Consider the following 17242-nt stretch of genomic DNA (forward strand, 5'->3'; position numbering starts at 1 on the left):
AAAAAGATGAATTTAAAAAAAATATTTATATTTATGATGGTGGGAATATGTTTATTCCAATTACCTGTCGCAAATGCAAAGAATAATTCAGCCAAGAATATACAAACTAAAATAACTACAGAAAAAATAGAAAAATCTATGATAAATTCTATTCGTTTTAGTAAAGCATCAGATAAAGTTAGAGTTGTTTTTGATATAAATCCTGATACAAAATATGATGTAAAACAACAGCCAAATGGCGATATAATGGTAGATTTTTCTGAACCTATAAATAAACAATATTTAAGTGGTATCAATGTAAATGATGATACAGTTCCTTTTTTAGAAGTATATAGTGATGACAAAACAAGTTGTGTTGTTATAAAAGTAGCAGATAATAGCGCATTTGATATGGGAGAATTAAATAATCCTCGAAGATTGTATATAGATGTGCAAAAAGATTATGAGTATAGCATTACTAAAGAATTAGAGCCAGGATTGACACAGATTTCTTATTACAGCAAAAAATCAGGTGTAAAACAACATGCTCAGTTAGTAGAAGTTAGTCCTAAATATTTTAAATTTGTACCTGTTTTAGGTGGCGGAGATAAGATGGCAAAAAATACAGTTTCTGCTATGTCTGATTATGTAAATGCAGCAGTAGCTGAAAATGCTTCTTATTTTGGTTCTGGTAAGGAATTATATGGTGTAACTAAAATTGCAGGAGATTTAGTTTCTTCTATGTATTTGACACGCACTGGATTTGGTGTATTGGCAGATGGAACACCTTATATTGGTGATGTAAGTTATAGTGGTATTGTGCAAAGTAAAAATGGAGATGTATATGTTTCTGGTTTAAACGGCACAAGAACAAGTGATAGTGTAATGTTATATAATCAATATTATGGAAAATCCACAGGTACAGATAATAGTGGTATTGAATATGTAGTAAAAGATAATAAAATTGTAAAAATAAACAGTGGCAATAGCCTTTTAAGACCTGGTGAAATTGTTGTATCTGCAACAGGTAATGGGAAAAATATATTATCAGGTTTAAATGTAGGCGATGATTTAGTAGTAAATCAGATTTTAAATACTCCATGGGATAGCGCTACAGATATTTTAGGCGTAGGGCCTCGTTTAGTAAAAAATGGTCAAGTTGATATAACTTCATCTATAGAACAGATTGGTCCAGATGTTACAGGGGCTAGAGCGCCTAGAACAGCAGTGGGTATCTTAAAAAATGGAAATGTATTATTTGCAGTTTTAGATGGTAGACAAGCTCATAGTAAAGGTATGATGCTTGATGAATTTGCTAGATTTTTAATCGGTATGGAAGTTGTTGATGCTGTTAATTTTGATGGTGGCGGTTCATCTGAATTAGTTATCGGTGGGAAAATAGTAAATTCTCCATCAGATGGAATGGAAAGACCTGTAGCAACAGCACTTACAGCTGTACGCCGTTAGCTTGTTAAGAATACAAGGATATGGTATTATCAAATTAGAATAATTTTATTTTAAAACGAATTTAATGGGAAAAATAAAAGACTTATCAAAGGAAGTGATTGAGATGAAAAGAAAATATTTAATCTTATCGACGATTATAGCTTTAATATTGTTGACTACAGTAGGATTAGCTATGGGAAATAAACAAGTGGAACAAAAAGCAGTAATTGCAGGGACAGTAAGTTCAACAGTGGCAGAAGGTACTACTGTGAAAATGGGAGATTCTCTAGTGGAAATATCTACACTTACAGGTACTTCAGCAGCTGCTAGAGCAACTGTTAATGGTGTAGTAAAACAGGTTTTAGTAAAAGTTGGTGATAATATAACACCAAATCAAGTAGTAGTATATGTTGAACAGCTAGAATAATAAGAGAAAGAGAATTGGTGTAGTATTAATGATAAAATATTTAGTAACGATATGTTTAATGTTGTTATTGTATACAAATTCTGCATTAGCTATGCCTCCAATAATGACAACGTCAGAATTAAAACCAGGGATGCAAGGTTATGCAGAAACTGTAGTTCAAGGAGCACAGCAGGTTAGTTTCAATGTAGAAATAATAGGTGTAGTCAATAATGGAAAAGGCTCATCAAAACAGATATTAGCGCGTGCATATGGACCGATTATTGAGGAAACAAACGGCGTTATTCATGGTATGAGCGGTAGTCCTGTATATGTTGATGGCAAATTAATTGGTGCAGTTGCTAGAGCTGTCGGTCAAGATGTATTACCATATAAATTTTATATAACACCTATTGAAGAAATGTTAAAGATTTGGACTTTGCCAGACCCTTTAGCTGTGATAAATAAATCTAATATAGAAAAAGTAAAAATACCTTCACTAGAAGAATATGAAAAAAATCAAGATAATTATGATGAAAATATTGATAAAGAAGTAGAAAAATATAAATCAAAACATCTAGCGACACCAGAAGGGCAAGAAGCTGTAAAAGGTAAGGCACAAAAACGCTTAGAAGAAATATTAAGTGGTCTTGATATAGAAACGCAAGAAGATAAAACAGATGTTGATGCTGACATTGTGCAAACAGATAAAATCATAAAAGATTTAGAAGATAATTCTAAAACAGATGTTAATGCTGATAAATTAGAAGAACATATATCTTTGACTGATTTTATTTTGAAAAGCTTAGAAAAACAAAATAAAGCTCAAGCAAGTAGTTTTAATAATACTTCGATGATGCCGATTTATGTTTCAGGCTTTAATGATAATGCCTTAAATTTCTTAGCTAATAATTTAAAATATAAAAATATGACACCGTATAATACAGGGGAATTTATCAGTGCTCCTATGGGAAATAAAGATAGTGATATCAAGCAAAATGCAACGTTGAAAGCTGGCGATCCTGTAGGCGTAGTTATGGCTTATGGTGATTTTTCTGCTGGGGGAACAGGTACAGTAACAGCTGTTGAAGGCAATAAAATATTGGGATTTGGTCATGCAATGACTTACAAGGGAAATGTAAATTATTTTATGACTGAAGCTGATATTATAGGCTCAGCAGGTGGTATCTTAAATGGCGTGAAGGTAAGTTCTTTTGGGAAGATCATCGGTAGAGTTAATCAAGACCGTTTCAGTGGTGTAGGTGGAATTTTAAATGAATATCCATCTTCTATTCCTGTAAGGGTTAAAGTAAAAGATAGAAATTTAGGCAAAGAAGAAACCTTTGTATCCAAAATTGCATATGATGAAGATATTTTGCCAACTTTAGCATCAAGTATTGTATATGCTTCTATGGATAGAACGGCAGATAGAGCAAGTTATGGTACATCAAAAATAAAATTTACCATAATGACAGATGAAGTTCCTGAAGGAAAATTTGAGCGAGAAAATATGTTTTATGATCCTAAAGATGTCGGTCAATTTACGGTGGGAGAATTGACACAAGCATTGTATTTCTTATGCACAAATATGGATAAACCTTCTAATATCTTAGATGTAAAAGTAGATGTGGATTTTACTTCTAGTAGAAAAACAGCTTCTATTGTCAGTGCTATTCCAGATAAAGAGGAAGCTAAACCGGGCGAATTAGTTAATTTTAATGTGACATTAAAACCATATCGTCGAGAAAATGTGACAGTAACTATACCATACACCATTCCTAAAACTCAAAAAGAAGGTCAAATGTTTTTAGAAGTAAAAGGTGGTGGCTTTGTACAATTAGGACAAGTTTTACAAAGTGGATTAGTTGTAACACCGCAAGATATAGCTCAATTATCTACAGTTGACCGTTTGAATGAAATAAAAAATTTGAATAAAAATAATGAAATAGTTATTTCACCAACAATTGATGTAGAAAGCGAAAAAGATCAAGATAAAGCGATAAAAGAAGCTATAAAATTATCTGAAGAAATTGGTAAAATGAGTAAAAAAGAACGAGAAGAGTTCAATAAAAATCGTGAAAGTAAAATATCTACAGATTATGTGATTGATAATTTTATCCAAACGAGTATAAATATTAAAAAATGATTAAAAGCTTAAAAAAAAGTAAATAACTATTTACTATTTTTAAATTCATTGCTAAAATCGAATAGTGAGAAAATATCCGTGAGTCTTTCTCACGGATATTTTTTTCGATAAAGTTAATAGCTATAAAGTTGAGGATTTATAAAATGATAATAAGATTTTTTGAAAAAATAGGGAGATTTGTTATTGGTCATTTAGAAACTTTAGGGCAATTTACTATTTTAATAGGCAATACGATTGCACAATTAAGATATCCTCCGAGAATGCGACATGTTTTTCAGCAAATGTCACATTTAGGTGTAGATACATTGCCGATTATAACACTTACGATGTTATTTACGGGTATGGTAATAACATTGCAGACTGCTACAGAATTTATTCGTTTAGGAGCACAATCTACAGTAGGTGGTATAGTAACTATTGCTGTAGGGCGTGAACTTGGACCAGTTTTAGCAGGTGTTGTAACAGCCGGTAGAGTTGGCGCAGCTATAACAGCTGAAATCAGTACAATGAAGGTAACGGAACAAATTGATGCTTTAAAAGTTATGGCTACTAATCCAATTGGTTATTTAGTAGTACCTCGACTGATAGCTTGTATGCTTATGTTGCCTATTTTAGTAGTTTTTGGCGATGTCATTGGCTCTATTGGTGGTTGGATGGTAGCAGAATATTATGATATTAATATTTATATGTATTTACATTCAATAGACACTTTTGTAGATGTTCATGATATAACAGGTGGTTTATTAAAATCCATTGTATTTGGTGCAATTATCGCTATTGTAGGTTGTTATTATGGTTTAAATGCTCAAAATGGTGCAGAAGGTGTAGGTAAAGCAACGACTCGTTCTGTCGTAATTTCAATTATTGTTATATTCTTTAGTAATTGTTTATTATCTATGTTGCTTTATCGTTGAGGTGGTATAATGATAAAAGTAGTCAACATATATAAATCTTTTAAGGATAGATTGATTTTAAACAATATTAATTTTGAAGTTAATAAAGGTGAAACCTTAGTTATAATTGGCGGTAGCGGTTCAGGTAAATCGACTTTATTGAAATTATTAATAGGGCTGTTACGACCTGAACAAGGACAGATTTTCATTGATGGTAAAGAAATATCAAAATTAAAAGAAGAAGAACTAGATAAAGTACGTTTAAATATGGGAATGGTTTTCCAATATTCTGCGTTATTTGATTCAATGAGTGTAGGCGATAATGTAGGCTTTGGTTTACAAGAGCATAGCAAATTATCTGCCAAGGAAATCAAAGAAATTGTAGAAGAAAAATTAAATTTAGTAGGTTTATCTGGTTTTGCAAATTACATGCCGAATGAATTATCTGGTGGTATGAAAAAACGTGTTAGTTTAGCTAGGGCAATTGCTTTTGAACCGAAAATTTTATTGTATGACGAGCCAAGTTCGGGTTTAGACCCTGTAACTTCTGCTAAGATTGATGAGCTTATTGTACAGATGCAAAAATTATTAGGTGTTACTTCTATAGTGGTAACACATGATATGAAAAGTGCTTTTTATATTGCAGATAGAATTGCTATGTTGTATCAAGGTGAGATGATAGCAATTGGCACTCCAGATGAAATAAGAAATTCCACAGATAGTAGAGTTTTAGAATTTATAAATGTTAGCCAAATTAGAAAGAGGTGAAAAAATGTCCAATGAAGCAAAAGTAGGGATTTTTACGACAATCGGCTTAGCCTTATTAATTGGTATTATAGTTTATTTAAGTGGCTTTAGTTTTGGCAAAGAAAAAGACTATACTTTTGATATCACTTTTAATCAAGTTACAGGATTAAAGATAGGTGCTGGTGTTAGTTATGCCGGTATTGATGCTGGGCGAGTATCAGCGATTGAAGCTTATAAAGATAAGGCAAGAGTTACTGTTGTCATAAAAGGAAATATGCAGATTGCAAAAGACTCATTATTTACCATCAGTAGTGATGGTTTAATGGGTGAAAAATTTATCAGCATCATGCCACCACAACATCCATCTGGTGAGTATCTAGTAGGTGGAGAAGAAGTGCATGGTGTTGATGAAAAAGGATTAGATTATTTATTGGTTCAAGCTAGTGTGACTTTAGATGATGTAAGAGGTTTGATAAAAAGTATGAATGACATTTTAGGTAACCAAGATGTACAGAAATCTTTAATTCAAACAGCAGTAAATCTTAAAGATTTAACTGGAAATATGAACCAATTAATGCAAGTTATGTCTACATTAGCAGTTAATAATCAGCAAGATATTGATAATATGATTAAAAATTTATCTGCAATGACAGCTAGTATGGCTAAGGCTGCAGATGAAATTGAAATCATGATAAATGATTTTGCTGGTGATGGCGAAACTGCTAATAATATGAAAGTTGCGATTGCTAATTTATCAGCAACTAGTGAAAGTGTAAAAAAAATGGCAACTAATATGGAAACTGTAGTTGCAGACCCACAGACAGCACAAAGCTTGAAAAACATAATCAGCAACGCAGATAATATATCACAGCGTGCAGATAATATGATGAGTAAAGTGTCTTCTATTGAAGTTAAGCCAGGTGTAGAAGCATTGTATAGTGGTGGGCAATCTGAATGGATGGTAAATGCTGATGTAAAAGTTTATACAGATCCAAATTCTTTTTTGCTAATAGGCGCCGATGATATTGGCGGTGATGATAGTGGTACTAATCTACAGATAGGAACAGGTAATGGCATTTTTACAGGTAGAGGTGGATTAGTTGATGATAAAGTCGGCGTGGGTGTTGACTTAAAAGCAGGAGAAAAAGGAAAAATTTCTGTAGATGCTTATGATCCTAATGATTTAAGAGTTAAATTAAAAGGTCAATATGAAGTGGCGCAAGACACATATTTAATAGGTCAGATAAAAGATATTAATGATTCAGATGAAAGAGCCGCTTATGTAGGCTTAAGACATGAATTTTAATTTGGGAGGATTTGAAAATGAATAAAAAGTCTTTAAATAAAACAATAACAGCTGTGTTATTAAGTGGCTCATTATTTTTAGGTGGTAGTAATTTAGCTTTTGCACAAGATACTGTAGATTTAACTTTAGATAATACAGTAGAATTAGCATTAGAAAATAATAGAACTATAAAACAGTCTGTATATGATACAGATTCAGCTCGTTGGGCATTGAGTGAAGCAAAAGGTCAAAAAGGCTTTTCTATCAATTGGCAAACAGTAGCAGCTGCTGCTGGTGGGGAAACATATGATATGTATAATAGAGATTCTACTTATCAAAACGTGGTAGAAGCTTCTATTCCATTATATACAGGCGGACAATTAGAAAATAATATTAAAAGTAAAGAAATCGGTGTAGATATCAGCGATTTAACTTTGGAAAATACAAAACAACAGATTAAATATGATACAACAAAAGGCTATTATAATATTTTACAGTGCCGTAATTTAGTAGGTGTAAATCAGGAAACTGTAGATCAATTGCAAGCACATTTAGATACAGTTAATGCTAAATATGCTGCAGGTACAGTAGCTAAATCTGATGTATTGCGCTCTCAAGTAGAACTAGCAGATGCTAAACAAAATCTTGTAAATGCAGAAAACAATTATGATTTATCTATTTCTTCTTTGAATAATTTAATTGGTTTACCTATAGATACTAAAATTAATATTCAAGATGAATTAAAATATACAAAATATGATTTAAGCTTAGCTGAATGTATGGATTTAGCGATGACAAATCGTCCAGATGGTGTTGCAGCAGCTAAATCTATTGAACAAGCTAAAGCAAGTGTAAAAGCAGCCCAAGCTGGTAATTTACCACAACTTTCTGCTTATGCAAGTTATACTATTGATGGTAATGATGCTTTTAACAATGATGCAGCAGAACAATCTGAAATTGGTGTTAAAGCTAGTTGGAACCTTTTTGATAACAATGTAACTAAAGCGCAGGTAAGACAAGCAGAAGCAGCTTTAGCTAAAGCTCAAGAAAATGCTCAATATGTAAATGAAGGCATTCAATTAGAAGTACATCAAGCATATTTGAATTTACTTTCTGCTGAAAAAAATATTCAAACAACGAGTGTAGCAGTAAATCAAGCAAGTGAAGATTATACTATCGCACAAGTTCGTTATACTGCAGGTGTAGGTACTAATATCGATGTTATGGATGCAGCAGTTGCTTTGACTACAGCAAAAACAAATTATGTACAAGCTCTTTATGATTACAATGTAAGTAAAGCTCAGTTAGATAAAGCAATGGGTCTTCCTGTTGATTTAGATGTTCAAGCAGTAGCAGCAAAAACATATTAAGATATTTTCTCTATAATAAATTCATGCTATACTAAAAACAGAATAAACTATTTAAACGGGAACTAAAATAGTTCCCGTTTCTTAGTATAGAGATTATTTAACTATTTAATATAGAGGTGAGTTAGATGCAAAAAAAGTCTAAAATTATTGTAGGAGCTAGTGTATTTATAATATTTTGTATAAGTTTAATGACTTTTTTATGGATAAACTCTCAATCTTTCAAACAAGAAACGGCTAATTTAATATCTAAACAAGTAGAAAATATCTTAGGTACGAAAATAAATATAAATTCGTTATATATTGTATCTACAAGTTCAGCAGCTATAGATGATGTAGAAATTTATGATAAAGAAAATGAATTAATAGCAAAAGCAGATAAGGTAGTATTTACTATAGATTTTTGGCAGATTTTGAGACAATCTCCATTAGCAGGATTAAGTGAAGTAGATGTCATCAATCCTGAGGTTAATATTATTCAGCGCAGTGATGGTTCATGGAACGTAGAAGATTTAATAGATAAAGACTCAGATACACCTGTTGATTTTAAAGGAATTGTAAAAGTCGAAAATGGACAATCTAAATTGCGCTTTGAAGGAAAGCAATTATCCATAGATAAAATTAATTTAGAAGCAGATTGCGCAGATTTAACAGCTATAAATCTTGATGGTAGTTTAAATCATGAAGATGCTTTAGTAGAATTTGATGGTGTTGTAGGTGAAGTAATCAAAACTAACTTAGAAATAAAAGCGCAAGATTTAGATATTTTGAAATACTTGCCATTTATACCAGAAGAGTATTTAGCTAATGTTAATATAAAACAAGGTTTTATAAATAAGGCAAATATAACAATTAGTGGTAATTTAGAAAATCAATACACTTTAGATGGTTCTGTTAGTTTTGTAGATGGCGCATGTGAAGTCTTAGGTCAAAATGTAGAAGATATACGAGGTATTATTTTATTAAATAATAAAAATATACAATTATTTGTAAGTGGAAGTGCTCAAGGACAAAAAGTAGCTGTTCATGGAAATATTGAAGACTATATGACTGAACCGCGTTTGCGTTTAATCGCAGAAAGTAAAAGTTTTAGACCTGAATTATTTATTGAAGGTATACCATTTAATGGCGAAGTTTCGTTTGTAAGTGCTATTTATGGTACTTTAGATGATATACGTATCGGTGCTCAAGTTAATTCTAAATTAGGATATATATATGATTATCCTATAGAAGATATAAATATTCAGGCTAGATATAGAGATAATAAAGTATTCATTGATGATTTTAGAGCAGATTTTGCTAATGGTTGGATTTGGGCATCTGGTCAATGTGATTTAGCTGATTTATCATATAAAGGTTCATTTAGAGCATCTAATATAGATATATCTATTTTTAATAATTATTTACCACAAGTAATTACAGGTAATGCTATTATTCGTGGCGATTTTAAAGGTCAAGGTGTAGAATTTGAAAACTTAGATCTCAGTGGTCGTCTAGAGGTAAATAATGGAAGTTATGATAATATACCAGTAGAAAAACTAGAAGCCTCTTTTTATAAAGAAAAAGATTTACTTCAAATTGATGCTTTAACGGCTAGTTTTGCTAATGGAGGAAAATTGGCAGCTAAAGGTGGTCTGCAAAATGATAATATAAATGCAGATTTTTATGCTTCAAATGTAGATATGTCTTTAGTTAAAAATTATTTACCAGATATAGATATTTCTGGAGATGCTAATTTTAGTGGTAGATTGTCTGGTCATTTAGATAATCCTGTATTGCGAATTGATTTAATGGCAAAAGATGGAGCGATATTAAATCAACCATTTGATTCATTATTAGTAAATGCGGTGGGTAATTTAGACGGTATGCGTGTAGATAGATGTCAGTTTATCAATGATGGTGAAATTACGCATGAAGCCACTGGATTATTAGGTTTTAAAGGCAAACAATTTATCGATATAGTAGTGCAGACAAAACAAGCACGTGTAGAAAATTTAATGCAAGTTGTTATGCCAGAATTTAAAATAACAGGAAATGTAGATAATAGTATACATCTAACAGGTAATTTGCAGGATATAAAAGCTACGGGTAATGTACATTTTTATGAAGGTAGTTTATATGGTATATTAATTACGCAAGTAGATGGGACATATGAATATAATGATGGTGATATAGTCTTAAAAGATTTTGTAATAACATCACCATTTATTAAAGCCACTTTGTCTGGTAGTTTAGATAAAAATAAAGAAATGAATTTTAAATTTAAAGCAGATGAAATCTTAATCGATAAATTACAAGTAGATTTACCATATCCTGTATCAGGAAAAGCAAGCTTTGATGGTGTTTTAACTGGTAAAGTGGGTGCTTTAAATTTTGATGGTATCTTGCAGGCAGACGATATTGTCTTAAATGGTGAAAATATAGATGATATTTATGGTCATTTAAAATTAGCTAATAGAATTTTAAGTTTAGAGCAATTTAAATTTAAACAAAATAATGGTGAATTTGATTTCAATGGAGCAGTAAATTTAAATACTAAACAAGTTGAAGGAAAAGCGATTATTGTTCAAGCTGATATCAATGCAGCAATGTCCATGGCTAATTTAAAAAATAATTTATTAAATGGTCGTTTTGATGGTATAGCACAATTAAATGGTACTTATGAAAATCCACATGTTGATTTGAATGGTACGATGATAGATGGCACGTTAAAAGATTATCCATTACAAAATATTCAAATTGATGCTGAATTGGATAATAAAGTCGTGAAAATAGATAAATTCTATGCTGAACAAGGTGCAGGTAAAGTGGCGGCTCAAGGCAGTATAGATTTAGAAAATGGTCCTATAGATGCACGAATATCAGCTAGTAATATGAATGTAAATCTATTAACTCATTTATGTGATATGAATATAAATATAAATGGTGTTATGAACGGTGATATTCAAGTTGGCGGTACAATTGATGAGCCAACAGCAGATATTTCTATTTATACGCAAGGTGATGGCACTCAGTTTGATAATGCTTATGCATTAGCAAATTTAAAAAATGGTGTAATCTATATAAATCAAATGGCTGCAAATAAAGGTCAATGTGCAATAAAAGCAGAAGGCAGTATACCGATAGCAGCTTTAGAAATGGATAAAAGAAATGAGCAAAATATAAATCAACAGATGAACTTAAAGGTTTATTTGGAAAATACAGATTTAAATATATTGCCATCGTTAACACCATTTGTTGAATGGTCTATGGGTAATGTCCAAGGTGATTTAAATATTACAGGAACAGTACAAAAACCTAATTTTAAAGGAAATATATCTACAGTAGATAGTGCTATTAAATTTAAATATATAGATAGTCCATTAGAAAATATAAATGTAGATATAGATTTTGACCAAGATTTAATGACCGTTAAGCGTTTCACAGGTAAAATGGGAGAAGGAGATTATAATTTAGTAGGAACGGCACATCTCACAAGTCAAGGTATTACAGGTTATAGCTTTAATCTTGATTTAAATAATTTAGATATTGTGTCAGATTATTATACAGGTCATTTAGTGGGCAATTTACAATTAATCGAAGAAGAATTTCATGGTAGAAGATTGCCAAAATTGATAACTAATCTTGACTTTAATAATATCGAAGTTTCTATGCCACCGCTTCCAGAAACAACAGATACACCGCTTCCTGAAATGTTATTAGATATAAATGTTACCTTAGGTGATAATGTACATGCTTATGATGCCTTATTATATGATTTGTATATAAAAGGTGCTTTTAACATAAAAGGAACAACTATTCATCCAAAATCTTCAGGTAGTTTAACTGTTGATAAAGGAACAATTAATGTTTTGAAAAATATCTTTAAGATTGAAGTAGGTAATATAGTATTTAATCAAGTAGATTCGTTCTTCCCAAGTATAGATTTTCTAGCTGTGACTAGACTTGATAGAACAAAAATATTTGCAAGCCTACAAGGTCCTTTAGATAAGCAATTAGAACCGAGATTGTTTTCTGAACCAGCAATGAATGATGCAGAAATAATAAAATTACTAGCATTTAGAACAGATTATAAAGAAGGCAGTTCTGGAGAAATAACAGAAGATGATTTACTATCCTTAGCATCTGTGGGATTACAGATGAGTTTCTTAAATGAAATTGAGGGTACATTAAGAAATGTATTGAATTTGGATGAATTTAGAATTTCTCGAGATAGCTTATCTGATAGTGCTAAAAAACGCTTTGATACAGATGATGGCGATGTGTATAGTGTTCAAATTGGAAAATATTTGTCAGATAAGGTTATGCTTCGTTATACAAAAGGCATAAATTATGATTTAAATAGGGTGGGCTTACAATATTATATGAATAATAATGTAGGTATTATCACAGAAGTAGAAGATGATGGTGTATATAATATAAAATTAGAAATGCAGTGGAAATTTTAATTTATTTTTAAGATGAATTTGTTATGATACTCATATTTTCTTGAGTATCATAACTTTTTTCATATGAAAGATATTATTTTTAATATAGTTGTGATAAAATTACAGTATTGGTGAGTTTTGCCAAATTAAGGAGGTTTTTTGTTTGAAACAGAAAAATTATAAATTATTAGTCTGCGCGTTAGCTATGGCTAATATCAGTGCTTTTAGTATAAATAATTGTTTTGCAAATGTTGCAGATAATAATGTACATGAAAATATTGTATCTGCTGAAAACTTAACTGAAGAAGAAGTAGCAGCAAAAATTGATGAAACAATGCAAGATGTATCTGCGGACAATGAGGCTGCAAAAGAAGACAAAGAAATTGTTATCAATAATGACAAAAAAAATAAAGTGGATAAAGTCCAAGATCCTGAAGCTATTGCTAAAATGAATACTTGGAAAGAACAAAGACCAACAGAAGAAACTATTAAAAATAATAATAGTGCATATACAGATATGACAGTAGTCAGTGTAGATGTTGTGGGAAATGAAAAAATAGCTAAAGAAGATATCTTAAATGTTTTAACTGTAAAAGCTGGAGATAAATTCAATATAAAAAATATAGAACAAGATAGGAATAATATTTATAATACAGGCTATTTTTATGATAATTATCCTTCTTATGAAGTTGTCCCTGAAGGTGTAAAAATAACTTATCATGTAATGGAAAATCCTGTGTTAAATTCTGTAGAGATTTTAGGAAATCAAGTTTATTCTACAGATAAAATTGAAGATATGTTAACTGTAAAAAAAGGCGAAATTTTAAATATTCGTCAATTGAATACAGATTTAGCAAATATTGAAGCTAGCTATCGCCAAGATGGATATATTTTGGCAAAATTAAGAGATATATCTATTGATGAAAGTGGTAATTTAACTTTAACTTTTAATGAAGGTATTCTTGAAGGTTATGTAGTAAAAGGTAATGATAAAACAAAAGATTATGTTATTACTCGTGAAATGCGTATAAAACCAGGCGAAGTATTTGATGCCAAAAAAGCACGTCGTAGTATGCAACGTGTATATAATTTAGGATTTTTTGAAGACGTTAGTGTGAAAATTTTACCAGGTAAAGAAGATCCAAATAATATCATCATGGAATTGACTGTTATTGAAAAACGTACAGGTTCTTTTGGTATTGGTGCTGGTTACAGTAGCGAAGATGGTCTTTTAGGAATGGTAAGTATTGGGGATACTAATTTCAGAGGTACTGGTGATTCTGTAAAAGCTATGTATGAATTTGGCGGCGACGGTGGAGACGATAGCGGATACAGCATTTCTTATACTAAACCATGGCTTGATGAAAAAGAAACTACAGGTACTTTCCGTATTTATGATCGTAAGTTTGAATATGATGATTACGATAATGGCGGTGATCTTATTGAAACTTACGATAAAAAAAATCAAGGGTATGAATTAAACTTTGGTCGTCCAACAGATGAATATACAATGAATTATTTAGGTTTTAAAATAAATAATACAGAATATCGTGGACATGAAGATGGTTTAGACCGTAGTAAAAATACAGAATGGCTTGATAATAACTTTGGGGAAACTAGAAGTATTATAGCTTCTCAGGTTCGTGATACAAGAGATAATATTTTCTATCCAACTGAAGGTACTAGAACTAGTCTATCTGTTGAATATGCTGGCTTAGGTGGAGATTTTGATTATACTAAATTGACAGGTAGTGTACAAAAATATTATAAAGTAGGTCATGCACAAGTTTTAGCATTCCGTGGTAGTGCAGGTTATGCAAATGAAGATTTACCAGAAGCTGCTTTATTTGAAGTAGGGGGTCAAAATTCTGTTCGTGGTTATCGTGATGGACAATTTTCTGGTAATAGAATGTTAATGGGTACAATGGAATATCGTTTCCCATTAATGAATAAAGTACAAGGTGCCTTATTTACAGATGTAGGTGATGCTTGGGGTGGTAAATCTTGGGGTTCATGGAGTTCCATTGAAGAAGATTTAGATTTACATGCTAGTGTAGGTTTAGGACTACAAATGCAAACTCCAATAGGTGCTATGCGCCTTGATTATGGTTGGGGTGAAGATGGCGGAAGACTTCATTTTAATGTAGGTGGAAACTTCTAATAATATTATTATTTTTTTTAGTAAAGATTAACTGCAGGATTTTTTCTGCAGTTAATTCTTTCCTTGAATAAGAATTTTTAGTTTGTTATAATTAAAGTGTTTTAACTAAGAGGCAAAAGCCTTATAAAGGGAGAAGATAAAGTTGATTAATTTCGAAAAGAAACAAGTAAAAATTATTAGTGTTATTATTGCAGCAGTATTTGTATTTAGTATTGTCGCTCTTGGAGTTTCACAATATCAATCTGGTATGGCAGGAGCATCTTCTTCTAATGTTGGTATTGTAGATTATTCCAAACTTATTGCAGAACATCCAGGAATGCAACCTGCTCGTGAAAAATATGAAGCAGCAGCAAAACAAGTTCAAGAAGATTTCCAAAATCAGGCTGCAAATATGACACCTGAACAGCAGCAACAATTTATAGAACAAAAACAAAAAGAAATGCAAGATAAGCAAAAAGAATTAATCGATCCTATTCGTAATAGCATAGAAGAACAAGTAAAAGCAGTAGCTGATTCTAGAGGTATTAATGTTGTATTAGATAAAAACAATGTATTATATGGTGGACAGGATATCACTCAAGATGTTTTAACAAAAATTCAAGCTCAGGGTGATGTAACTACAGATAATACTAATAGTTCTGATGCAACTTCTGCTGAAGCTACAGATACAACAAATTCTTCTAGTCAAAATTAATTTTTATGCTTTTAGATGAAATACCGAGCAAATGCAGTGATGCTCGGTATTTTAATAATCTAAATAAATTTGTAGGGAGGTGGCTTTATGGCAAATGAGCAAGATAAAGATAATGATATGCAAGAGAATAAAAAGGATAAGAGTAGAAAAAGTGCTATTATTACAGGTGTCATTTGTGTATTATTATGTATTATAGGAGCTTTATATATTTGGCATAAACAAACACAAAAACCTCCAGTGCAATTAGATGTTAATTCAGCAATAGCTACGGTAGATATAGATAAATTGATGTCTAAACATAGTGATTATGCTAAATTAGAAAAATTGCAAGCAGAGAAGACGTTGATTTTAATAAAATTAAAATCATATGCATTAAATACAGAACAATTGCAACCACCGCAAGTAAATCCGGCAAGTCAAGTATTTGAACAAGTTGTAGATGAACAAAATAATTTACAAGAAATAAAAGCTAAACAACAATTAAAAGAAGAAACGATAACAAAAGAACATGAAATAAGACAAAGATTATCTATTGAAAAAAATAAAGCAGAAACATTAATAACTGATAAATATACAAACGCTATTTTTAATTGTACTATGAAATTAGATAATGCTGAAAACTTGAGATTGACTCAAGAAGAAAAAGATAATCTATTAACATTATTAGAACAGTTAAAAAAAGAACGCGGAGAAAATGTGGCGCTGATTGAGCAACAATATAATTTAAAAGTTGCTGATGAGTTAATGAAGTGGCGAGCACAACGAGAACAAGAATTAGGTATAAATGTTCAAAAGATACATCAAATAGATGTACAAAACTCTTTAGAAAGACAACAAGCTGAACAAAAAAGAGAGGCACAATATCTTCAAGATAGATTGCAGATGCTTCAAGCTAGAAAAAAAGATAGTGAACGATTAATAATATTATTGCATACAAAAGAAAATGAAATAAATTTATTAAAGAGAAGCATATTAAAAGACATTGCTAGTAAGGCTATGAAAATAGCAATTCAAAAACATCTAAAATTAGTTATTGCTGATGTTCCAGCTACATTAGATTTTTTGGGTAATATAAAAATAGATAATTTTGATGATACAGTTTTAAATGGTATGGTAGTTGGTGCTGATGCAATTGATATTACAGACGATGTAATGGCTGAACTTACAAATGAACAAATGCAAAATAATAATGGTAAATAATATATGGAAAGGCGATAGGGTGTCATGAAAATAAAATTAATGTTAGTAATAGCACTTGTTACATTGATGAGTGTATTTATGTCAGGTTGTGGAAGTGAAACTAAATTAGGTTATTTAGATGCTGAACGAGTTATGAATGAAGCACCACAAATAAAAACAATTAGAGATAATATTGATGCTAAGAATAAAGAAATCGAAGCTAAAGAAACAGATTTAATGAGCAAAAAAGCAACTATGTCTGATGAAGAATTTAAAAAAGCCCAGATGGATATTCAACGTCAATATCAAGGCTTAGATATGCAATATAAATCTCAAGTAAAAAATACAATGGATAAGGTACTCGCAGAAGTATCAACAGAAAAAGAATTATCTGCTGTAGTGCCAAAAACATTAGTGCGTTCAAATGGTATGCAAGTTCAAAAACAAGAGTTTGTAGTTCAAGGCGGAATTGATATTACAGACGATGTAATTCAGAAGTTGCAATAAAAAGGGGT

Annotated in this window: 12 protein-coding genes; all 12 read left to right on the forward strand. The window is 31.0% G+C overall.

Going from position 1 to position 17242, the window contains the following annotated elements:
- Nucleotides 1-6 precede the first annotated feature (6 nt).
- The 12 genes from F553_RS0101955 (at nt 7) to F553_RS0102010 (ending at nt 17234) form a co-directional block, all read left to right on the forward strand.
- The gene (locus tag F553_RS0101955; RefSeq protein ID WP_018998775.1) at nt 7-1446 is read left to right on the forward strand and encodes a phosphodiester glycosidase family protein; all 1440 of its coding nucleotides are present in this window, start codon (nt 7-9) and stop codon (nt 1444-1446) included.
- Nucleotides 1447-1549: 103 nt separating this feature from the next.
- Complete coding sequence (locus tag F553_RS0101960; protein WP_008539736.1) at nt 1550-1852, forward strand: biotin/lipoyl-containing protein; 303 nt, start codon at nt 1550-1552, stop codon at nt 1850-1852.
- Between the two features lie 28 nt (nt 1853-1880).
- Complete coding sequence (locus F553_RS0101965; RefSeq protein ID WP_018998776.1) at nt 1881-3974, forward strand: SpoIVB peptidase S55 domain-containing protein; 2094 nt, start codon at nt 1881-1883, stop codon at nt 3972-3974.
- Between the two features lie 143 nt (nt 3975-4117).
- Nucleotides 4118-4888 carry an MlaE family ABC transporter permease gene (locus F553_RS0101970; RefSeq protein ID WP_018998777.1) on the forward strand — a complete coding sequence of 257 codons (771 nt, stop codon included), beginning with the start codon at nt 4118-4120 and terminating at the stop codon, nt 4886-4888.
- A gap of 9 nt (nt 4889-4897) precedes the next feature.
- Nucleotides 4898-5635, forward strand: a complete 738-nt coding sequence (locus F553_RS0101975) for an ABC transporter ATP-binding protein (protein ID WP_008539741.1) — start codon at nt 4898-4900, stop codon at nt 5633-5635.
- 4 nt (nt 5636-5639) lie between these two features.
- Nucleotides 5640-6920 (forward strand): MlaD family protein, encoded by a 1281-nt coding sequence (locus tag F553_RS0101980; RefSeq protein ID WP_018998778.1) that lies wholly within the window; start codon nt 5640-5642, stop codon nt 6918-6920.
- Nucleotides 6921-6937: 17 nt separating this feature from the next.
- Nucleotides 6938-8269, forward strand: coding sequence for a TolC family protein (locus tag F553_RS0101985; protein ID WP_018998779.1), 1332 nt, complete (start codon nt 6938-6940; stop codon nt 8267-8269).
- Nucleotides 8270-8394: 125 nt separating this feature from the next.
- Nucleotides 8395-12714, forward strand: coding sequence for a translocation/assembly module TamB domain-containing protein (locus F553_RS0101990; RefSeq protein WP_018998780.1), 4320 nt, complete (start codon nt 8395-8397; stop codon nt 12712-12714).
- Between the two features lie 142 nt (nt 12715-12856).
- Complete coding sequence (locus F553_RS0101995) at nt 12857-14854, forward strand: BamA/OMP85 family outer membrane protein (protein ID WP_018998781.1); 1998 nt, start codon at nt 12857-12859, stop codon at nt 14852-14854.
- A gap of 142 nt (nt 14855-14996) precedes the next feature.
- Nucleotides 14997-15548 carry an OmpH/Skp family outer membrane protein gene (locus F553_RS11605; protein ID WP_018998782.1) on the forward strand — a complete coding sequence of 184 codons (552 nt, stop codon included), beginning with the start codon at nt 14997-14999 and terminating at the stop codon, nt 15546-15548.
- A gap of 87 nt (nt 15549-15635) precedes the next feature.
- Nucleotides 15636-16748 (forward strand): coiled-coil domain-containing protein, encoded by a 1113-nt coding sequence (locus F553_RS0102005; RefSeq protein ID WP_018998783.1) that lies wholly within the window; start codon nt 15636-15638, stop codon nt 16746-16748.
- A 24-nt stretch (nt 16749-16772) separates the two neighbouring features.
- Nucleotides 16773-17234 carry an OmpH/Skp family outer membrane protein gene (locus F553_RS0102010; RefSeq protein WP_008539751.1) on the forward strand — a complete coding sequence of 154 codons (462 nt, stop codon included), beginning with the start codon at nt 16773-16775 and terminating at the stop codon, nt 17232-17234.
- The last annotated feature ends 8 nt before the right edge of the window (nt 17235-17242 follow it).

Source organism: Megamonas rupellensis DSM 19944 (assembly GCF_000378365.1).
GTDB classification, from domain to species: Bacteria; Bacillota; Negativicutes; order Selenomonadales; family Selenomonadaceae; genus Megamonas; species Megamonas funiformis.

Bases quoted from the DNA above. Each gene is read 5' to 3' on its own strand.
- F553_RS0101955 (WP_018998775.1), top strand. From the start codon at position 7: ATGAATTTAAAAAAAATATTTATATTTATGATGGTGGGAATATGTTTA.
- F553_RS0101960 (WP_008539736.1), top strand. From the start codon at position 1,550: ATGAAAAGAAAATATTTAATCTTATCGACGATTATAGCTTTAATATTG.
- F553_RS0101965 (WP_018998776.1), top strand. From the start codon at position 1,881: ATGATAAAATATTTAGTAACGATATGTTTAATGTTGTTATTGTATACA.
- F553_RS0101970 (WP_018998777.1), top strand. From the start codon at position 4,118: ATGATAATAAGATTTTTTGAAAAAATAGGGAGATTTGTTATTGGTCAT.
- F553_RS0101975 (WP_008539741.1), top strand. From the start codon at position 4,898: ATGATAAAAGTAGTCAACATATATAAATCTTTTAAGGATAGATTGATT.
- F553_RS0101980 (WP_018998778.1), top strand. From the start codon at position 5,640: ATGTCCAATGAAGCAAAAGTAGGGATTTTTACGACAATCGGCTTAGCC.
- F553_RS0101985 (WP_018998779.1), top strand. From the start codon at position 6,938: ATGAATAAAAAGTCTTTAAATAAAACAATAACAGCTGTGTTATTAAGT.
- F553_RS0101990 (WP_018998780.1), top strand. From the start codon at position 8,395: ATGCAAAAAAAGTCTAAAATTATTGTAGGAGCTAGTGTATTTATAATA.
- F553_RS0102005 (WP_018998783.1), top strand. From the start codon at position 15,636: ATGGCAAATGAGCAAGATAAAGATAATGATATGCAAGAGAATAAAAAG.
- F553_RS0102010 (WP_008539751.1), top strand. From the start codon at position 16,773: ATGAAAATAAAATTAATGTTAGTAATAGCACTTGTTACATTGATGAGT.